Here is a 20,913-nt window from a genome sequence, read left to right on the forward strand (position 1 = left end):
TCACATGGTCTTTATTACAATTATTTTTTGAAAATTCCAAACTGTTTTTTTGCACTAAAAAAGCACCCAAATTATGGGTGCTTGTAATTTATAATAATTGATAAATTTTACTCGGTCTTCCACGGGTGGCGTTAGCCTCTTCACCTACACATTGTGCCAAATCAACTTCGCACATATCCGCAACAATACGCCGTACATTGCGCTCTGTCATTTCAAGATGTGTCGCTAAGTCCTTTGTAGTAAAATCACTCCAGCCCATTCTTTGAACTAGAGCCGATATCTTCTTATAGGTTTTAACACTGATATTTCCGTTTTTCAACTTTTCTATAAGGGGTTTATTGTGGGTACGGGTATCATATTGCAGTTCTTTCTTTTTGCCTGGTGATTCGATAATTTTGCCATCATCTTGAATAATCACAATTTCTCGCTTCTTCATCTCTTTTGAATGTTGAATAGCACGAAAAGCATTGATTTCCGCCGAATAGGCAGTCTCGCCGAAGCCAATTCCAACGGCAACGGTTGTATCAGCTTCAAACGCCAATTTTTGGATGGTATCTTCGAGGGTAATGATTTCTCGTTCAATTGCGCCGCGAGAACTAAAAATCATGTACCTCCCATTCCCTTTATCTGAAAAGGAACCATTTATTTTTTCTCCAAGTTGAATCAACATTTCTTTTAGCCGAAGTTCCAAGTACTGTAAATGATAAGGAGTTTTCATTTCCTCTGCCACTTTGTCAAAGTATTCGACTTCAATGATCTCCACTCCGATTTGTGTATCCTTAAAGTAGGAAGTCTTTACTTTTTCAGAAAGGATTCGAAGCGTTTGCCGCACTTCCATCTTACTCATCGACATCCGGTACGCTGGAATGCCATACTCCCTTAAAGCTTCACACACGGACGGAAAACAAGAAAAAGCACCTTCTGTCTTTCCCGTATTCCATAAATTCAAGTGAAAATGTACCAATTCATCCGTATCAACCTCTGTCTCAAACACTTTCGTATAAATCTTTTTGGTTTTTATATTCAACTGTGACAAAGCTTCTTCGCTAATATTATTTGAGGACATAGTATCGATACTAAGATGCTCAATGATTTTCCCTTGTTCGTAGATCATCTCTAAAAAGGATTTATAAAAACCTGATTCCGTAGCAGGAACATGAACCATTATTTTATCTGTACTTAGTGTTTTTTTGGCAATTTCATAGGGAAGTGGACCTGAAAAGAGCCATGCATGTACGTGAGGATTATGTTCTTTTACAATATTCTCCACTTCTTCGATCTTTACATAGGGCAATGAGATGAATTCCAACTCGTGTTTATATTCTTCTGCTAAGACTAAAATTTGTTCTATAGAAGTTTTTAGACCGACTAGTCCGATTTTATACATCCAGTAATCGACTTCCTTTATCATCTTTAATATATTCATGGTTCTTTGTAGAATATCCTGGTTTAACGTAAGTCATATTATCGTAAATTTTAATTCTTTTGCTGTCTAACTTTTGCTCAATTTGTATTGAGTCCTGTTGATTAGTTTTGTATGTTACTCTTGATCCTAACAGCAGCAAAAAGAAAAGAATGATAGAAATGAAATATAAAGCTGTATACACATCAACGTCAACTTTTCCCTTCAGTACCATTTTATCATGCGGCATGAAGGAAAAACACGTTGTATACCTTATTCAAATGATACATAACCACTTTTCCATCTCATTCGATTTTTAGCACAAATAATCCATTTTTATTATAAAACGATACTGATTGAAAATTATTTGGTGAAACACTTATTTTTGGAAAACTCGTGCTGTAAACTATCGGGGGGATTGTGTTCGGGAAACCTTTGTCTTTTGAAAATAACGAAGAGGGTTTTTTTTAGATTACTAAACTGGTTCAAGGAACTAAAACACATGAAAAAGCTAGACACAACGATAGTCGGAATGGAACCTTCCGGTCATTATTGGGTGAACCTTTCAAAGTGGCTATTCAAACAAAAGATTGATGTAGTCACGGTCAATCCTCACCATGTCAAAAGAAACAAAGAAAATCGTGATAATACGAAATCCAAAAGTGATAAAAAAAGATGCCCTTGTCATCGCTGATGTAGTGAAGAATGGCTACTATGCCTTCGTTCGTTCCATTTCATAATCATTAGAAAAAACTTCGTGTCCTTATGGTCTAACCGAGATGTGATCGTTAAGCGTCTTGTAAGCTCCATCAACCAAATTAATCGCTGGGTGGATGTTGTTTTCCCGAGCTCCGGCAAGTGTTTAAAGACGTATCATGTAAAGTGGCAATCACAATCCTACCACTCTTTCCTACCCCAGCTGAATTATGTTCCTTACAGCCTCAAGATATCGTAACCGGGTGGAAATTATGTATGAAGCGACATTCCAGGCATAAAAGAGCCCGTTCCCTGCTTGCATGCAGGATTGCACCTCGCTGAGGCAAGCTCTGGCACCAGAACCTTCCTTTCAACTAATTTTGGGTACCTTTTTCGATAAAAAACCACGTAACATTACAAAGATTACGTGGTTTGCAAACTATAATATATTAAATTTTCACTGATTGTTCTTCTTGATAGATAATTTCACCATCAATAATAGTTGTTTCTACTTTTAAATCTTTAATTTGGTTTGGGCTGACACTTAAAATGCTGTCATTTAATATAACTAAATCCGCCAACTTTCCGACCTCTATGCTTCCTTTTATCTCTTCTTCAAAACTCGCATAAGCGCCATTCCAGGTGTATAGTTTAATAGCTTCCATTACGTTTATAGATTGATTAGCACCAAACTCCATTCCAGACTGGCTTTTTCTATTGACAGCAACATGAATTCCTAATAAAGGATTATAGTCTGTAACTGGCGCATCCGATCCACCTGCTGCCATGATGCCACGATCAATAAAATCACGAACAGCATACATGTGATTAACACGATCACCATAGTGTTGGACATATATCTCTCCGAATTCATATGGAAATGGAGGATTTGGAATAGGAACCATCTCGAGTTTTTTCATTCTCTCTTGTAAATCTGGTGAAGAAATTCCCGCGTGCTCAATCCGATGACGATGGTTTTTTCTTGGTGATTCCTCCAACGCCTTTTCCACACAATTCAAATAGATTTCAATGGCTTTATCACCTTGTGCATGTACAGTGATTTGATAGCCTTTTTTATGTGCTTCACCTAAAACCCGATAGATTTCTTCCTCACTATAATAAAGAATGCCATAATTGTTAGAGTCACTGGAGTACGACTCACGAGTTGCAATTGTAGGCCCGGTGCTACTTCCATCTGTAAACAATTTAACTGGTCCAACTTTGAATCTCTCATCTCCGGTACCAGTTACCACACCAGCTTCGACCATTTTATTAACAAATTCATGGGAGTTATTCACCTGACATATCATTGCATATATTCGGACACGAATATCCTTACTCTTCACAGCTTGTTGCAGTAAACGGTAACTCTCAGGACCATTTCCACCTGCCTCATGTATACTTGTTATGCCCGCTGCAACGAAATGATCTGATGCAATTTTCACAGCCTTCATCAGTTCACTTTCTGTATAACTTGCAAACTCGTTCATACTCATATTTACTGCTTCAATTAATTTTCCTGTAAGCCTTCCTGCCTTATTCTTTTCAATAACTCCCCCATTAGGATCCGGGGTGTTCTCGTTAATTTGCGCAATTTCTAATGCTTTGCTGTTCACCACGCTTATATGGCTGCAAGTACGTGATACAATAATGGGGTGTTCATCTGAAATTTCATCTAGCTCAGCGATTGTTGGATAACGCTTTTCTTTCACACCGGTTTCATTAAAGCCCCAAGCACGTATCCATTCACCTTTAGGAGTTACTAAGGCTTTCTTTTTCAGGTCATCTAACAAAGCCTCGATAGAATCGATATGTTCAGCTTTACAACTTACCGCCAACTGATTCACCCCATAAAAAATGAGGTGAATATGAGAATCAATGAATCCAGGAAGAAGCGTTTTTCCTTTCAAGTCAATTACATCCGTTTTTTCTCCTATAAAACTCTTAACCTCCTGATTTGAACCAACAACTGCGATACGATTATCCTTTATTGCTACAGCTTCGACTACTGTATTCTTTTGGTCTACTGTAATAACTTCTCCATTTATCAATACAACATCAGCTTTCATAAACTCATCCCTTTCGAAATTACTCTTTTAGAGTGATCAATTCAGTATTTAGCATTCATCTGCTTAAAATTTGCCCACTCCCCATTTCACATTATTTCAGATTGATCTCATGGTTCATTTTATAATTCTTTTTCAAAAATACTGGACACTCCCATTCACAGACAAGGTCCTTAGCCAAGGAAACGACCCAGCCCTTTGTAATAAGATACTTTTCTCCATCAACAGAAATAAACACTTCACCGTCTGTCACATAGAAAACTTCCTGTTCTTCTAGATGCCACGTTCCTTTATTCGGTTCGCCTACCCATGGTTCCCACGTGTCAACACCTAGTTCTTGTGCTTCTTCTGCTGTAAGTTTTTTCGCAAAAAACATGATGATCCTCTCTCTTTCTTATAGGTAATTTTGAAGGAATAGGTTTTATAAACGTACTGTCTTAACATTTGTATCTTTTAAACGTTTGAACTCTTTTTTCATAAAGTATATGGCAATGAGAAGGCCTGGAATTTCTGCAGCAGGACCTGCGTACCATATACCTTCTACACCCCAGAATTTCGGGAAAATAAATAAAAACGGGAACATGAACAACAGCATTTTGCTAACACTGATAAACGTTGCGGACCAGTTTCTCTCTTGTGCTTCGAAATAACCGGAGATAAGCAAGCTGACTGCATTAAGCGTAAACAAAGAATTGAATACAACTGTCGTCCAAATGCCCAGTTTCTGCAATTCAGGATTACCAACGGAAAAAAATGACACAATTGGATCTGCAAAAATGATTAGTATGGCTGTCACAATCACAAAGAAGGCAACCGTAAAAATGAGTCCCATCTTAATTGCTTGTTTAACACGATCAAGGTTGCCCGCACCGTAATTATAACTAATGATCGGTTGAAGTCCTGTCATCCCACCGAGAGCTGCTAAGGCGAGCATATTTGTAATGTAACCGTTTTGAATCGTGAAAGCGGCAACGTGCAGCCCACCACCGTAGCTTTGCAGCATGTTGTTGAAGAAAATAATGGCAATAAACATCATGAACAGACTCGAGAAAGATGCAAAGCCCGTCCAAGCCACTTCACCGATCGTCTTGAGATTAATCATCATATCTTTCATTTTTGGCTTAAGTTTTGTTTTACCAAACCAGAAATAAAAGATCAGGAAAACAGGGATCGATTGAGAAATCGTATTGGCCCATGAGGAACCCATCATCCCCATGTCATACTTCGTTACCATTATCCATTCTGTAATCCCACCAACAACTGCTGCGACTAACCAACTGTTCATTGATAAAACAGGTTTTTCATCGATATTTGTTAAAACACTTAATACAACGGCCAATATCGTTAATGGCAATGATACCCATAGCAGTCGGCTATATTGCACCGCATATGGAAGCGCTTCATCACTTGCTCCGAATAAGGTCATAATTTGATTTTCAAGGACCACTCCAATTACAGCTAGCAAAATGGAGAAGAAAAGAGTAAACCATAAGGTTTGTCCCATAATACCTCTAGCTTCTTCGATTTTCCCTTTTCCAAGCCGAAGTGAAATGACCGCTCCGGCTCCCACACCCAAAAGAACTCCAAGCATACGGGTAATAACCATGACCGTAAATCCAATTCCAATCCCTTCTACTTCCACCTCCTGAAAGCCACTGACGAAATAGCCATCGACAACCGCTGCAACCCCTAGAATCGCGTTAGCCATAATTCCTGCCAAAGCAAATCGTAAATATAGTAACGGAATACTTTTAGTTCCCAGCAATGAATCATACGCTGGCTTATTCATTACTTCTACTTGCTCTATCTTCGATGACGGACGGTTGTCTGCTATTTTCATGAGCATGTCCCCCTATAAATAATAGATGTAGTAAGTTAAGCTCTATTAATTCGCATACCAACCTACAGGCTTGGCATGCTGGTGGATATTGATTTGCTTCGTTTCCATAAAGTGCTCCAGCCCAACAGCACCTAACACTCTGCCGATTCCACTTTGCTTATATCCTCCCCAAGGACCTTCAACATAAGCGAGATGATAACTATTAATCCAAGTAATTCCCGCACGCAATTTACTAATGACACGTTTTGCTCGATCCATATCTTCAGTAAATACAGCACCAGCTAATCCATAAATGGAATCATTCGCTTTTTGGATGGCATCTTCCTCATCTTTAAATTTTTGTACAACAAGGACTGGACCAAAAATCTCTTCCTTAACAATACGCATATTCGCATTTACATTAGCAAAGATCGTTGGCGCAATAAAAAATCCTCGATCAAGCCCATTTTCTGTTAAGCGCTTACCACCACAAACTAATTTTGCACCTTCTTCGATTCCGCTCTTGATGTAATGTAAAACTTCATTCATATGAGTCTCATTTGTGAGGGCTCCCATTTCAATGTTTTCGCTTTCCCCGTTGCCAACTACAATTTTGCTTGCACGCTCGGCTAATCTTTCAACAAACTTATCGTAAATGGTCTCTTGTACAAGCAAACGAGATGCAGCTGAACAAACTTGCCCAGCATTGTGGAAAATACCAAACATCGCATTCTCGACTGCAGCTTCAAAATCCACATCGTCAAACACAATAAGTGGAGATTTACCACCCAGTTCAAGGGTGATTTTTTTCATATTGCCCGCAGCTGCGCGCATAATGCTTTGGCCTGTTTTTGTTCCACCAGTAAAGGCAATCTTGTCAACATCATGGCTCTCGGCAAGCTCATTCCCAACTGTTGATCCAGGTCCCAATAGCAAGTTTGCCACTCCGGCCGGAAGTCCAACCTCTTCGATAATTTCAAATAATTTGAAAACGCTTACAGGAGTGGCCTCAGCAGGCTTAAGTACAATTGTATTCCCTGCGGCGAGTGCAGGAGCAATTTGCCAAACAGCTAACATAAGTGGGAAGTTCCAAGGTACAATAAGTCCACAAACACCAATCGGTTCATGAATAATAATTGTTTCTGAAGAATCAGCACGAGTGTAAGATTCCTTTTTCATGCCTTTGATCAAGTCAGCATAATAGCGGAAGCATTGAATCGATACCGGAATATCCACATAGGTGGTTGCACGAATAACCTTACCGTTATTTGCAGTTTCCAAACGTGCAATTTCAGCTGCCTTCTCTTCAAGACGGTCTGCTATCTTATAGAGATAATCAGCTCTTTCATCAGCTGATAAATCCGACCAGATCCCGCTGACAAACGCTTTACGGGCCGCCTTGATTGCTATCTTCGCATCGTCTGCTGATCCATCAGCAGACGTTGCGATCACCTCTCCGGTTGCAGGATTGATAATGTTTCGTCTATCAGCGGATAATGCTTCTACCCATTTCCCATCAATGAACATGTTTATTTTCATAAACAACTCTCCTTTAAGCAATAATATCTACCAGTTTAAAACCAATATGTGCTAGATTTACCAGCATGGTTTTCTGATTATAGAATGGGAATGATTTGAGGCGTTCCTTTTCAAATCGATATCCACCTGCACTCCCCGTAACGATCCATTGTGCCAATAACTTGCCAAACAATGTCGAGAGAGAAGCGCCGTGGCCCGTATAACCCGTTGCGAAATATGCGCCTTCTTTGGATTTGCCGATAACAGGGAACGTATCAATTGTAACCCCGATAAATCCACCCCAACTGAAATCAATCTTGCTTCCTGCTAGTTTTGGCATTATTTTAACCATGGCATCGTAAACACTTTGATAAACGGCATCGCCTAAGTTTGGACGAATATCGCCACCGCCGAATACGATCCGATTATCTGGTGTACGTCGGAAATAGTAAAGGAAATTGCTTGTATCAAAAACCATGCGATCTTTAGGAATGACGGTATTCACCAGTGATTCTGGAAGCTGTTCAGTAGCAATAATACGTGCCGAAATTGGCAGTACGCCTTTGTTCAGTTCATTCATGATTTTTCCGGAGTAACCATCTGTAGCGACAATAATGTCTTTCGCAGTAACAGCTCCTTTTTCTGTTACAACTTTCACTCTGTTTTGACCGTACTCAATAGATAGTGCTTTCGAATGCTCAAAGATTTTTGCACCGATCGATCTAGCTGCTTCTCCCAAACCAATTGCATAATTCAGTGGCTGGAACGAGTAACTCGAGTTGTCGACTAAGCAGCCATAATAAAGTGGGGAATCGATCTCTTGATGCAACTGACTTCGATCAAGCACGCTTGAATCGTACCCAAAATTTTTGTTTAAGAATTCGCTTTCATGTTTCAATTCTTCAAAATGCTTGGCTTTGTAAGCCGCCACAATGTGACCTGTCTTTCTAAAGTCACAGTTGATTTGATGCTCGTCAATGATTTTTTTAACCAGTTCAACGCTAAACAAGGAGAGATCGTTAAGCTGTCTTGCCTCGTCGGCACCATACTTTTTGGCAAGCTCCTTCATCGTTGGCTTATAGCCTGGCAATACCATCCCGCCGTTACGACCGCTGGCACCATATCCGATCGTTTCTTGCTCAAGGACAATGACACTCTTCCCTAATTTTTGCAAATGATACGCAGAAGAAAGACCTGTGAAACCTGCTCCAATAATGACAACATCAGCCTCTTCATTTCCTTCAAGAAACTTTCCTTTTTCATAGCTGTTTGCAGTCACTGCCCACAGTGATAGAGTATCCATTCGATCCATCTTATCCATGCTTGTTATTCTCCTTATGTGACATGTATGCTATAATACAGTCAAATTTTATTCACAATATTCACACTTATTGAGTCCATCATATGACTTGGAGTTTCCTCCAAGTCAATAGCCATTTAAGAGTTTTTTGAATTCATTTTCGTAAAAAAGTGGAGTAACTCCACTTTCTTCATTGGGGGGCATCTATGAAAATTGGTACATTTGCAAAGCTTTTTCATGTTACCACCGATACCGTTCGTTATTACATTGAACTGGGATTATTAATACCAGACAAAAAAAACACCCAGTATCAAATGAACCAATTGTGTCTCGACGACATGGCTTTTATTACTGAGCTGAAAAAATTTCATTTTTCACTGCTAGAAATTCAACAAATTTTATCGTATCAGCGTGTCACAAACTTCTCGGACCATGAGGATATCGACTACTACAACAACTTTCTCATTGATAAAAAGAACCAGCTGACCAAGAAAAAAGAAGACATATCAAATGCTATCCAATTGATTGAAAAAACGGTTCAAACCAACTCGCCTTCATCCAAAGAAGAGAATTTTACAGGGGTCCCACTTTCCTTTGTAAATTTGCTCTATTGTCCGAAGTGCCACATTCCACTTGAAATGAAAGATGTGACGATTAAAAAAGTCTACATTCAAACTGGGAGTTTAACTTGTACCTGTGGATACGAGGCAGCTATCGAGGAAGGTATTATCATTACCGGGAACTTGTACGAGACGTCTCCTTATCCATCTTATTTTTACGATAAAGAAACGATTAAAGAGATCAATCCCAATATGATTAACTTATTTGAAAAAAGTAATTTTTGGTTTCAAAAAGTTCTACAAAATGTAGATTTGAAAAACAAGTTAATCGTGGAAACAAACGTTGACGCTTTTGTGTCACTACCCAAATATATCGATATTCTTGAAACGAGCGCATCCTATGTATTCAGTGGCTATTCGCTTGCGATGCTCAAGAAGGTTAGAAAAAGAATTGAGCGTATGAATCCGAAGCCAAATGTCCTTTATATTTTGAATTCTGATTTAAACCTGCCATTGAAACCGCTTAGCATCGATGTTTTTGTGGATAGTTTTACAGCAAATGATTTTTCACTGCTCAATCCGCAGTTCCCAATTCATGTTCTAAAAAACTATTTACATAGCAGTTCAACAATTGTCGGCGGGTACTCCTATTATGATAGCTCGGCCAAATCCTTGAAAAATATTTCAGCCTTATATCCAAATTCCCACGTGCATATTTTATATCCAAAATACATAGAAGAAAATATATCAGTCAACGGATTTCAAATTACGCAAAGTGAAAATATCGGTTACTGTACAGATCCAGGGCCTTTTTTTGATTATCATGTAATAGACGAAAAATTCCACATGCTAATGTATTTGGCTAGTATGAAAAAATAGCACACAAAGAGGCTGGCCGAAAAGTAGGCTAGTTGACGGATGAGACAGCTCCCTTGTAGCAAAAAAAGTTCTGGTGCGAAAACTTCGAGATAAATACAAGTAATCTCTAAATTTTGGACATACTGATACTATTACTCTAATAAAGGTGCTTCAGAATGAAAAAGCGAAATTTATTCAAGTGGAAACATTATCATCATGATATTTTTTTGCAAACAGTAAGATGGAAACTTTAGCTTTCGTGATTAGGTAGAAATGATGAAAGAACGGGGCTTATCATTTGCTCATACAACGATTATGCGTTGGGTTCATCAGTATGGTCTTGAATTAGACAAACGAATCCGTCGTCATCTCAAGCAAACCAATGACTCTTGGAGAGTCGATGAAACATAAATCAAAGTGTACCGGTACGATTCGAATGGAAATACCATCGATTTTCACCTAAGCAAAACAAGAAACCACAAGGCTGCAAAGCAATTCTTTGCAGTCTTTTCATATTTTCTGATTCTAGTGTCGTGACAGTCGATAAAAATCTGGCTTATCCTATTGTAGTTGAAGAATTGAGAAAAAAAAGATGCCATTAGGCATCCAAATAAGGCAAGTGAAGTATCTCATTAAAAAGCAGGTTCGTTCGATGTTAGGATTGAAACCCTTTCGCACAGCTACATCCATTATTTCTGGAATACAAGCTATACATATGGCAAAAAATGCGAATTATTCAATGGACAAGCCTGTCCAAAATCATGTGTAGTTCATCCATCTATTTGGAATTGTTCCTCTAGGAAACTTTTCGCCGCTTTATATCTTTCCTAAGTATTTGTACCGGAACCCATAGGATTATATAAACAAAATTGGATATACTTTGCCTCTGGTTGCACGGACGCTGGTATTACCCGGGTGCCGCCAGCAAAAAGGAAAGAAACACGCTAAGACAATTTTAAGGGAAATCAGCTTTTTTTGAACTCTTGATGACCATAACTCATGACAGAAAGAGCAGCTGTACCTAAGGATATCAAGACGAGCACACCACCAACTGTAGGGTTGAACTCGACAGAGGTTTGCTCAATGACAATTCCACCAATAAATGAACCAAAAGCAATACCGACATGGACCGCCGAATTATTTAAGGTTTGCTGGATATCCGAGGTTTCTGGTGACAACTCAATCAGATAACTTTGCATCGCTGGTGTGATCGCCCAACTTAGCATACTCCATATTACCATCAAGATTAGGAAAAGCGGTAAAGAGAAGGTTGTATAAGGGATTGATAACATAGAAACCGCAAAAAAGATAATGACAGAAATTATAGTACGCTTTGAGCCGAAACGGTCAGCCAGAAAGCCTCCAATTCCCCCGCCAACTACAGCTGCAATTCCAAAAATTAAATAGACAATACTAACCCATGTTCCATCAAGGCCTAGTTTCATTTTTAAAAATGGAGTTAGGTATCCATATAGTGTTAAATGACCTGTCAACATGACAAAGGAAGTTGCCTGGGCAAATAAAATTTTTCGATTTTTCAATGTACGTAATTGTCTTCTAATTGGAATAGAGGGTTTTGGTGCCATCCTTTCCAGAAAGAAAAACACCCCCGCCATCGAAACTAAGGTTAGGATGGAGATCATGATAAAGGGGGCCCGCCAGCCAAAAGCATTTCCAAGCATCAATCCAATTGGTACCCCTAGTACAAGAGAGGCACTGACTCCCATAAAAACAATTCCGATCGCCCTTGCACGGTATTGTTCAGTTACAATATTTGGAACCATCGTTAAACATAAAGCAATAAGCAATGAACCACTAGAAGCTGCAATGATACGCCCAACAAGTAAAATACTATAATAGGGGCTTAAAATGGCAATGACATTTCCTAATAAAAAAATAACCAAAGTAATTAAAGTTAGCCGTTTTCGTTCCACTCTTTGTGTTACTGATAACAATATGGGCGCTGCTAACGCGAATGCAAGGGAAAAAACAGTCATAAGGAAACCCGCTTGCCCAAGACTCACATCTAAATCATTCGCGACAATATCTAGTAAACCGCCAATGATTAATTCAACCATCCCGACAACAAACGAGACAATCGCCAATAAATACACGCGTTTATCCAAATTTAACTCCTCTCTAAAAAGCAAGATAAATACCCGATAAAAAATAGCCCGCCATGTTTAGCTAGGTCTTTTCTCATTCACTCCCATACTCCTTCTAATTTTTCTCTAAAGAGTTGGCAGAACCACAAAAAAATAATTCGTGGACAGGAATCGATAATGAATCCCGCTTAGAATTTTCAATTACCTCCGGATTGGTACCCATCTTTTTTATGTACATAAATGAATTTTTCAATACTCCTTAGATTATGTATTCTGTTATAAATATAATAGCACGATTGCTTACAAGGTCTTATTACCATATTTTTTTTGCGTACCAAGAACGTCGAGGTGTTACTTCTTTAACATATAAATTTTACGAGGTCTTCCCCTAGGCGATTGAAGTTCTTCTCCTTTGTACTCCACTAAACCGCTTTCACTTAAACTACTCATTATTCTCTGGGCATTTCGAACGGTCATGGATAAATGAGAAGCTAAGTCTGAGGAAGTGAAGCCATCCCAGCCCATACGATCAACCAATGCTTCTATCTTTTTATACGTTTTTACACTAATGTTAGCCTGATTCAATTTATCAAGCAGTTCTTTATCATTAGAACGGAAGGTATATGCCAATTGTTCTTCTTGACCTACGGATTCAATCATTACACCATCTTCTTGGATAACAACAATTCCGGAACTGCCTTGCGTTTTCGAATGACGGATCGCCTTGCGAGCATTGATTTCAGCCGATGCAGCCGTCTCACCAAAACCAATACCAACTGCAACTGAGACATCCATATCAAGGGCCAGTAATTGAACAGTACTTTGCAAGCTACTAATTTCTCGTTCAATTGCCTTCCGTGAACTAAATATTTGATAGCGGCCGTTTCCATTTTCTATGAGGGATCCATCTAATTTTTCGCAAAATGAAAGCAATGTTTGTTTAATTTTCAGCTCCAAATGCTGAAGATGATAACGAATATTAACCTCGTCTACAAATTGATCAAACTGATCAATTTCAATAATCTCTACACCTATCTGACTATCTTTAAAATAGGTGCTTTTTGCTTTTTCAATCAAAATTTTGACCGCTTGTCGAATTTCCATCTTTGTCATATTTATTTTGTAGACAGCAACATTTTCTTTCTTCAAGGCCTCATATACAGATTGTAAAACGGTTAGGACACCATGTATCTCCCCTTCCCTCCATAACTGAAGATGAAATTGAACAATTTCTTGATAATCATATTGTTCATCAAATGTTTTTACATAAATATGTTCGGTGGAAATCCCTAGCTCTTGCAGCGACTCTTGCAAAAAAAAGTCTTCCAATCGAATCATATCGATGGATATCTTATCGAAAAAATGTTTTTGATCTGCAGACATTTGTAAAAAACATCTATATAAACTAGATCCTACAGGAGGACAATATGTAAAATTAGCCTCTGAATCCAACATTCCTTTTGCTATTCTATAAGGAACTGGTCCAGAGAAAAACCAACCATTTACAGTACTTTGGTGATTTTTTATAATGTCCGTTACCTCTCGTGCATCTTCATATGGAAAATCAATAAAATCTATTTCATGCTCAAATTCATTGGTTACATCCCGAATTTTCTTTAAAGATGCAAGTGGACCTACAACACCAATTTTATACAAGTTTCCTTCACCCCTACATCCTACTATTAGATTTATTATATCAAAATAACCAATTAACCCCAACAGGGAATAATAATGAGATCCAAATATTAATAACATGTAAAGCACCGTTTGACATAAATAAACAGTGCTACTTTTTAATATGGTTGACTTCTCAATCGTGGGTACGAATGCATTTCAAGGATCCTAAGCCTATTGTTTGTTTAGCAAGATTCCTAAAGCTTGAAAAAAAATATTCTATTTTATCTGAAAATTTTATTGAAATAGATTATTCTTAATTATATAATACATTTAACGAAAATAACGTTAAGTATTCGTTAAATAAAAACCAAGGTATGTATGAAGTGCACGAAGGCTTAAGCAGGTTTAAACATGATTGGTACAAAAAAAGCACAAACTACAAATGGAAGAAGGTTTAGGAGGAGAATGTAATGGAACAAAAAGTAATGAAAGATACAACTAATCTGCAAAATCATAAAAAAGGTGGATTTTTCAATCAAGTAGAGAGAATAGGAAACAAAATCCCCCATCCGTTTATTTTATTTATTTATATGATTGCCTTTTTATTTGTTGTAACCGCTCTCTTATCCGTTTTCCATGTTTCGGCATCGGATCCCATTAGTGGAGAGAAAGTAGAAGTTCAAAACCTCTTAAGCCGTGAAGGCATTCAATGGATACTGCCGAATATGATTAAAAACTTTTCCGGCTTTTTACCACTAGGTTCTATTTTAGCCCTTATGTTAGGCGTAGGACTTGCTGAAAAAGTCGGTTTGTTAGAAGTTTTGATTCGGAAAATGTCGTTAAAGGTCTCAGGGAAATACGCGAGTTATTTAGTTGTATTCGTCGCCTTTTTTAGCCATGTCTCTTCTGATGCTGCGCTTGTTATTATGCCTCCTCTTGGAGCTTTAATTTTCCTTGCTGTGGGACGTCACCCTGTTGCTGGGTTGCTCGCTGCTATTGCTGGGGTTGGTTCGGGTTTCACTGCCAATTTATTAATCGTCACAACAGATGTCTTGCTTTCAGGAATTAGTTCAGAAGTAGCTAATGGCATGAAAGCAAATTTGACAGTTAACGTTACTGATAACTGGTTCTTTATGGCGACTTCAGTTCTCGTACTTACTGTTGTCATTGCCTTGATTACAGATAAATTTGTTGAGCCGCGCTTAGGAAAATATGAAGGTAGCGGTCAGCATAAAAAATTGGAGCAATTAACGAAGCAACAAAACAAAGCACTCCTGGCTACAGGCATTTCAGCATTGATTTTTATAGCTGTTATGGTAGTTCTAGTCGTTCCAGAAGGTGCTCTATTACGAAATCCAGAAACTGGAGCTATTCTCCCCTCACCATTCATGTCTGGAATTGTCGCAATCATCTTACTCTTCTTTTTTACAGTTTCTATTACTTATGGAGTTAAGGTGGGAGCGATTAAGAAACAAAATGACATTCCGGAATTATTAGTAGACCCAATTAAAGGAATGGCCGGATTCATTATTATGGTTTTTCCACTTTCGCAGTTTGTCGCTTGCTTTAACTGGAGTAATATGGGTAAATTTTTAGCTTTATCCATCACGGATCTCTTAGAACAGCTAAACATAGATGGTGCACCAGTCCTTATTGGGCTAATGTTCTTATCCGGGCTTCTTTCCATGTTTATTGCTAGCGGATCCGCCATTTGGTCTATATTAGCACCTGTTTTTGTCCCAATGTTCATGGTATTGGGCTATCATCCTGCCTTCGCTCAAATGTTGTTCAGGGTAGCGGATTCATCTGTACTTCCATTAGCACCTGTATCTCCATTTGTCCCACTATTCTTAAGTTTCTTACAAGAGTATCGAAAAGATGCAAAACTAGGAACATATTATTCTCTTATATTGCCATATCCGATTATCATCTTTATCATTTGGACGCTATTGGTAGTGGTTTGGTATTTCCTTGGCCTCCCAATTGGTCCAGGAGTATATCCGAAATTACCGTAATTTGAAAAATCAAATGCGCCTTGTAGCCCCTTCAGCGACTTAAGGGGCTGCGGTACTTGGGCCAGTCGAAACATTTATAAATTTCATCAAATAAAATTAGGAGTGAAACGAATTGGATATTATTTCATTAAGACGTGATCTTCATCAACACCCAGAAGTTGGGTTTACCGAATTTCGAACTGCTTCAAAGGTAGTGGAAGCACTAACTTCTCTGAAATATAACGTGATATTTGGGAGAGATGCTTTAGATGGGGATTCCCGCCGTGGAGTTCCCCCTACAGAAGTATTACAAGATGCATTTAATAGAGCATTGCAAGATGGCGCCAATCCAGAAATTCTCCAAGAAATGGAGGGCGGATATACTGCCGTTATCGGTATATTAAAAGGAAAAACAGAAGGTCCAACTGTAGCATTCCGGTTTGATATGGATGCATTGCCTGTTACGGAAAGCACTGATTCTGACCACTTCCCACAAGCAAACGGTTTTCGCTCCAAATATGAAGGGAATATGCATGCCTGTGCTCACGATGGCCATACAGTAATTGGCTTAGGGCTTGCTGAAAAATTAGCGGACCGGAACTTCGCAGGAACGGTCAAGCTTATTTTTCAACCAGCTGAAGAAGGAGTACGCGGTGCCTATTCTATTGTACAAAAAGGAATTTTGGATGATGTGGATCATATATATTGTATGCACCTTGGCACAGATGTCCCTTTAGGAGAATTTCATGGTGGGTCTTCTGGCTTTTTAGCAAGTACGAAAATGGCCGCCCATTTTCATGGAGTATCTTCTCATGCAGGTGCTTCTCCTGAAAAAGGAAAAAATGCATTATTAGGAGCAGCCACTGCATTATTGAATATTCATGCTATCCCAAGATTTAGTTCAGGCTCAACCCGCATAAATGTAGGTATTCTTAATGGCGGAACAGCCGCTAATATTATTCCAGCGCATGCAAAAATGGTAATTGAAACCCGTTCTGTAACCGAAGAAACAAATGCAGAAATAGAGAAACGAGTTCGAAATATTGTGGCTCACAGTGCAGGTATGCATGAGCTTGAACATGAAATTGAAATTATAGGACAAGCAATTACCATTCATTGTGATCAAGAACTGGTCGATCTAGCCATGGAAGAAGCTCGAAATGTAGATGGTTTTTCAACAATCAAAGCATGCAGGGAATCCGGTTCTGCTGGCAGCGAAGATGCAAGTTTTATGATTCGAAGAGTACAGGATAATGGCGGTAAAGGAACTTATATGATTATTGGGACTGATATTCCCGCTCCACATCACCACCCTAAATTTGATATTCAAGAAGAAGTTTTACCAAGGAGTGTAGAACTTTTGAATCTTATTGCAAGACGGCTTTTAAAATAATTTTCATATTAACTCGAATACAATATAGGAAGGAAAGAGTGAAATGTCATATATAAATAGACTATCAGAAATCATTGAACAAAAAAAAGAAAAATTCATTGAAGTCAGTGACTGTATATGGAATTTTGCAGAAACACGTTTTGAAGAATATCAATCTGCTGAATTGCTATGCAGCACGTTAGAAAGCGAAGGATTTTCCGTTGAAAAAGGTGTTGGAAACATAGAAACGGCTTTCATTGGCAGCTTTGGAACCGGTAAACCTGTTGTGGCAATCATGGGAGAATTTGATGCGTTGTCAGGTATGAGTCAAAAAAAAGCTACAGCTAAACAAGAGCCAATTGTACAAGGTGAAAATGGCCATGGATGTGGTCACAATTTACTTGGTACGGGATCTTTAGCTGCAGCTGTTGCAGTGAAGGATTATATGGAAGAGAATCATATAAATGGGACAGTTCGTTATTATGGATGTCCAGGAGAAGAAGGCGGATCGGGCAAAACCTTCATGGTCAGAGAAGGTTTGTTCGATGACGTTGATTTTGCATTTTGTTGGCATCCACTGGATGTTAACGGCGTTATGTCGATGGATTCGCTTTCCAATTTCCAAGTGTATTATAAATTTAAAGGCAAAAGCTCTCATGCAGCAGCATCACCACATTTGGGACGGAGTGCTTTAGATGCCGTAGAACTTATGAATGTTGGCGTGAACTATTTAAGAGAGCATATTATCCAAGAAGCAAGAGTCCATTATGCGATAACGAATTCAGGTGGATTATCGCCTAATGTGGTCCAACAAGATGCAGAAGTTCTTTATTTATTACGAGCTCCAGAAGTTTCACAAGTACAAGATATTTACTTGAGAGTTTGTAATATTGCTAGAGGAGCTGCCCTTATGACAGGAACTGAAGTAGAAATCGTTTTCGATAAAGCCTGTTCCAATGTTATCCAAAACACTGTGTTGGATTCCGTCATGTATAGGAATTTTCAAGAACTAGGTATTCCACAACACGATGATGAGGAAAAACAGCTTGCCAAAGAAATCCGTGCTACCTTAACCGAACAAGAAAGGAACAGTACAATCAATCCATTTAAAGATAATCAAGATGATGCACTGGCAAATTGGTTAGAACCCATTGAGGGCTTCCAAGCGCCATTAACAGGTTCCTCGGATGTGGGAGATGTTAGTTGGATTGTTCCTACTGCCCAATGCACAACAGCTTGTTTTGTTCTTGGTTCCCCTTTGCATAGCTGGCAGTGGGTTACACTCGGATCAACATCTATTGCCCATAAAGGAATGCTTCATGCTGGCAAGGTCATTGCTGCCACTGCAGTAGAAGTACTTCAAAATCCTGAATTAATTGAAAAGGCTAAAGCAGAGCTAAAAGAACGATTACAAGGGAAAGGCTATATCTCCCCTATTCCGCAAGATGTAAAGCCTTTAGTTAAAAGATGATAGACTAGATTAGAGTAATGCTGTAATCGTCCTTTGTTCGCAGCATTTTATGGTAATGAGCTCATGAAACCCTTGATGTATAAAAATGGATCTTCGATTTGAAGATCCATTTTCCATTGGGGGCTTTATATTAACTCCAAATTTCCCTAAGTTTCGGAAATCTCTAAGTGTCATAAAAATTAATGGTAAAAAGCTTATCCCTTCATATTCAACAGATATCCTTCAATTTCGTGCTTGCTTTTTAAAATAACTATTTGCTTTTCAGGGTCACTCTTTTGAAGATCTACAAATCTGGTTTTCATTTCTTTCTTGCGAGGAAAGTAGGTGGTCATGATAAATTTAACAAACTGCCAGTCTAATTTTTCATTGCAGCCTTTGCCCATATCAGGTCTTGTTTTACCTAGATAAGATAACCAACGTTTTATAACACGGTAAAGGCAAACACGGAGAGGGAGTTCTAAATAAATAATCGTATCGGCAAGATCCGAACGTAAATTAAAAGAATTACTCTAATTGCCTTCCATTATCCACTTGTCATGACTCAATACTTCCTTCTGAGAAGAAATAAAATCCTCTAAAGGAGCTTCCACCCAGCCATGCCTCCAGTAGAAAGTATCCAAATGATGCACTTCGATATTCAAATTATCTCCAAGTCTTCTTGCAAAAGTAGATTTTCCAACACCGGCGGACACTCCGATAACCATTATACGTTCCATTGATATACCAGCTTCCTCACTTTATTTATTGAAATAACCAGTAAGTCTACCAAATATATATAACCTTTTTAACATCCTTCTTCCTCTACCCTTCCCTTTTAGTTCCATAAGAAAAGGCGACCCTTCTTGAATGAAGAATCGCATCAGTTATAGAAAAGGAAGTATGGTTACTGCGTTGTCCTGTCAATGAACAAGCCTGCCTTATTTTTTATCTCTATTAAATCAGTTGCCCTAAATGTTTCTTTGCCTCGTAATCAACAAGTTTTTCATCCTGCTTAACTCGTGCCAGATAATCCGGGTTGGCGATAAGCGGACGTCCAATCGCCGCAACGTCAATGATGCCTTTTTCCAGTGCGGCTTCTGCAGTTTCAGGATCAAGCCCGCCCACACCGACTATAATTCCATCCCAGTGGCTGCGTACCAATTCATGCATGGTCAATCCTCTTGCAATCGGTTTGGTAAATTCCATCGTGGATGGGTGAATCATTTTGACTCCTGTTTCATTGAACGCCTCTATAAATGTTTGGATCGCTGTTTCAGGGTCTTCCCACATGTAAGATGGCTGGTCAATTTTCAAAGCCGAGAAACGAATAAGGGTACGTTCCATTCCAACCGTATCTATAACTGCTTTTAGCACTTCCTTCATAAATGTCAGGCGCTGTTTTAAATCACCACCGTACCGATCGGTCCTTTTATTGGAAGTGTCAGAATTGAACTGGTCTATCAAGTAGCCGTGTGCACCATGAATTTCAACGCCGTCAAAGCCAGCATCCATTGCATTCTTTGCAGCTTGTTTATATTGGTTCACAACTTCTGCAATATCCGTCTCCGTCATTTCTTCAGGAATGTCAAAAGGTTTGCCGAATCGTGAAACCTTTCCTTCTGCAGCAATAGGTGACGGAGCCTGCGGAGGAAGTCCTCCTGCAATTTCATGGTGGCTTGCACGGCCCACATGCCAGATTTGCGCAATAATCGTTCCGCCTTCTGCGTGTACTGCTTCCGTTACTTTTTTCCACCCGTTGATTTGCTCTTGAGTATATATTCCGGGAACTCCAGGATTGCCCTTTGCTCTTGGTGAAATCACTACACCTTCAGTAATGATAAGTCCGATTCCATCTTGAGCCCGTTTTCGGTAATATTCTACGGTCTGGTCATTCACAACACCGGTTTCGTTATCGGCAAACGACCGTGTCATAGGAGCCATTGCCGTTCTTGTTTTTAAGTTCCATGCTCCTATTGTTACAGGTTCAAACATTTTGGTTTTTATTTTATTCATTTGAATTCCTCCTGTTAACCACTTTATTGAGCTAACTTTTAGTAACTATTACTGTGTAAGATTATCCGATAAGTGGTTGATTTTCAAATAATTTACTCAGATTTTATAACCATTGATAAAATATGGTAATAAAGACCATTGAA

Annotated in this window: 14 protein-coding genes and 2 pseudogenes; 6 read left to right on the forward strand and 10 right to left on the reverse strand. The window is 38.8% G+C overall.

Annotation, left to right across the window (positions count from 1 at the left end; translation table 11 throughout):
- Positions 1–88: 88 nt before the first annotated feature.
- Positions 89–1,387, reverse strand: a complete 1,299-nt coding sequence (locus BS1321_RS08080) for a hypothetical protein (RefSeq protein ID WP_063235956.1) — start codon at positions 1,385–1,387, stop codon at positions 89–91.
- Between the two features lie 410 nt (positions 1,388–1,797).
- On the opposite strand from BS1321_RS08080, the pseudogene BS1321_RS28730 reads away from it, so the two are divergent.
- Positions 1,798–2,416 (forward strand): annotated as a pseudogene (locus tag BS1321_RS28730) (IS110 family transposase); the annotation flags it as partial.
- A 131-nt stretch (positions 2,417–2,547) separates the two neighbouring features.
- Here BS1321_RS28730 and BS1321_RS08095 read toward each other — a convergent pair.
- The 5 genes from BS1321_RS08095 to BS1321_RS08115 all read right to left on the reverse strand — a co-directional run bounded on the left by BS1321_RS08095 (position 2,548) and on the right by BS1321_RS08115 (position 8,822).
- Positions 2,548–4,167, reverse strand: a complete 1,620-nt coding sequence (locus BS1321_RS08095) for an amidohydrolase (RefSeq protein WP_063235953.1) — start codon at positions 4,165–4,167, stop codon at positions 2,548–2,550.
- Between the two features lie 91 nt (positions 4,168–4,258).
- Complete coding sequence (locus BS1321_RS08100) at positions 4,259–4,540, reverse strand: cupin domain-containing protein (RefSeq protein WP_063235952.1); 282 nt, start codon at positions 4,538–4,540, stop codon at positions 4,259–4,261.
- A 45-nt stretch (positions 4,541–4,585) separates the two neighbouring features.
- Positions 4,586–6,004 carry an MATE family efflux transporter gene (locus BS1321_RS08105; RefSeq protein WP_063235951.1) on the reverse strand — a complete coding sequence of 473 codons (1,419 nt, stop codon included), beginning with the start codon at positions 6,002–6,004 and terminating at the stop codon, positions 4,586–4,588.
- Positions 6,005–6,049: 45 nt separating this feature from the next.
- Positions 6,050–7,522, reverse strand: a complete 1,473-nt coding sequence (locus BS1321_RS08110; RefSeq protein WP_063235950.1) for an aldehyde dehydrogenase family protein — start codon at positions 7,520–7,522, stop codon at positions 6,050–6,052.
- A gap of 13 nt (positions 7,523–7,535) precedes the next feature.
- Positions 7,536–8,822 (reverse strand): NAD(P)/FAD-dependent oxidoreductase, encoded by a 1,287-nt coding sequence (locus BS1321_RS08115; protein ID WP_063235949.1) that lies wholly within the window; start codon positions 8,820–8,822, stop codon positions 7,536–7,538.
- A 185-nt stretch (positions 8,823–9,007) separates the two neighbouring features.
- Here BS1321_RS08115 and BS1321_RS08120 point away from each other — a divergent pair, with 185 nt between their 5' ends.
- Together BS1321_RS08120 and BS1321_RS08125 are read left to right on the forward strand one after the other, a co-directional pair.
- Positions 9,008–10,240, forward strand: a complete 1,233-nt coding sequence (locus BS1321_RS08120) for a MerR family transcriptional regulator (protein ID WP_063235948.1) — start codon at positions 9,008–9,010, stop codon at positions 10,238–10,240.
- A 155-nt stretch (positions 10,241–10,395) separates the two neighbouring features.
- Positions 10,396–10,988 (forward strand): annotated as a pseudogene (locus BS1321_RS08125) (IS6 family transposase).
- A 196-nt stretch (positions 10,989–11,184) separates the two neighbouring features.
- Here the strand turns inward: BS1321_RS08125 and BS1321_RS08130 are convergent.
- Positions 11,185–12,345 (reverse strand): MFS transporter, encoded by a 1,161-nt coding sequence (locus tag BS1321_RS08130; protein WP_063235947.1) that lies wholly within the window; start codon positions 12,343–12,345, stop codon positions 11,185–11,187.
- A 330-nt stretch (positions 12,346–12,675) separates the two neighbouring features.
- The gene (locus BS1321_RS08135; protein ID WP_063235946.1) at positions 12,676–13,980 is read right to left on the reverse strand and encodes a helix-turn-helix domain-containing protein; all 1,305 of its coding nucleotides are present in this window, start codon (positions 13,978–13,980) and stop codon (positions 12,676–12,678) included.
- A 446-nt stretch (positions 13,981–14,426) separates the two neighbouring features.
- Here BS1321_RS08135 and BS1321_RS08140 point away from each other — a divergent pair, with 446 nt between their 5' ends.
- The 3 genes from BS1321_RS08140 to BS1321_RS08150 all read left to right on the forward strand — a co-directional run bounded on the left by BS1321_RS08140 (position 14,427) and on the right by BS1321_RS08150 (position 18,778).
- Positions 14,427–15,956, forward strand: a complete 1,530-nt coding sequence (locus tag BS1321_RS08140) for an AbgT family transporter (protein WP_063235978.1) — start codon at positions 14,427–14,429, stop codon at positions 15,954–15,956.
- A gap of 112 nt (positions 15,957–16,068) precedes the next feature.
- Entirely contained in the window at positions 16,069–17,328 is a 1,260-nt protein-coding gene (locus BS1321_RS08145; RefSeq protein ID WP_063235945.1) for an amidohydrolase, read from the forward strand.
- A 43-nt stretch (positions 17,329–17,371) separates the two neighbouring features.
- Positions 17,372–18,778, forward strand: coding sequence for a M20 family metallopeptidase (locus BS1321_RS08150; protein ID WP_063235944.1), 1,407 nt, complete (start codon positions 17,372–17,374; stop codon positions 18,776–18,778).
- Between the two features lie 509 nt (positions 18,779–19,287).
- On the opposite strand, the gene BS1321_RS28615 is transcribed toward BS1321_RS08150, so the two are convergent.
- A complete protein-coding gene (locus tag BS1321_RS28615) occupies positions 19,288–19,494 on the reverse strand; it encodes a P-loop NTPase family protein (RefSeq protein WP_326151201.1) in 207 nt (68 codons plus the stop codon).
- 217 nt (positions 19,495–19,711) lie between these two features.
- The gene (locus tag BS1321_RS08160) at positions 19,712–20,770 is read right to left on the reverse strand and encodes an alkene reductase (RefSeq protein WP_081113084.1); all 1,059 of its coding nucleotides are present in this window, start codon (positions 20,768–20,770) and stop codon (positions 19,712–19,714) included.
- Positions 20,771–20,913: the final 143 nt, after the last annotated feature.

The sequence above is a fragment of the Peribacillus simplex NBRC 15720 = DSM 1321 genome (assembly GCF_002243645.1).
GTDB classification, from domain to species: Bacteria; Bacillota; Bacilli; order Bacillales; family DSM-1321; genus Peribacillus; species Peribacillus simplex.

What these genes read in the sequence shown, in the direction of transcription:
- BS1321_RS08080 (WP_063235956.1), bottom strand. Translation starts at nt 1,387, where the DNA reads ATGTATAAAATCGGACTAGTCGGTCTAAAAACTTCTATAGAACAAATT.
- BS1321_RS08095 (WP_063235953.1), bottom strand. Translation starts at nt 4,167, where the DNA reads ATGAAAGCTGATGTTGTATTGATAAATGGAGAAGTTATTACAGTAGAC.
- BS1321_RS08100 (WP_063235952.1), bottom strand. Translation starts at nt 4,540, where the DNA reads ATGTTTTTTGCGAAAAAACTTACAGCAGAAGAAGCACAAGAACTAGGT.
- BS1321_RS08105 (WP_063235951.1), bottom strand. Translation starts at nt 6,004, where the DNA reads ATGAAAATAGCAGACAACCGTCCGTCATCGAAGATAGAGCAAGTAGAA.
- BS1321_RS08110 (WP_063235950.1), bottom strand. Translation starts at nt 7,522, where the DNA reads ATGAAAATAAACATGTTCATTGATGGGAAATGGGTAGAAGCATTATCC.
- BS1321_RS08115 (WP_063235949.1), bottom strand. Translation starts at nt 8,822, where the DNA reads ATGGATAAGATGGATCGAATGGATACTCTATCACTGTGGGCAGTGACT.
- BS1321_RS08120 (WP_063235948.1), top strand. Translation starts at nt 9,008, where the DNA reads ATGAAAATTGGTACATTTGCAAAGCTTTTTCATGTTACCACCGATACC.
- BS1321_RS08140 (WP_063235978.1), top strand. Translation starts at nt 14,427, where the DNA reads ATGAAAGATACAACTAATCTGCAAAATCATAAAAAAGGTGGATTTTTC.
- BS1321_RS08150 (WP_063235944.1), top strand. Translation starts at nt 17,372, where the DNA reads ATGTCATATATAAATAGACTATCAGAAATCATTGAACAAAAAAAAGAA.
- BS1321_RS28615 (WP_326151201.1), bottom strand. Translation starts at nt 19,494, where the DNA reads ATGGAACGTATAATGGTTATCGGAGTGTCCGCCGGTGTTGGAAAATCT.
- BS1321_RS08160 (WP_081113084.1), bottom strand. Translation starts at nt 20,770, where the DNA reads ATGAATAAAATAAAAACCAAAATGTTTGAACCTGTAACAATAGGAGCA.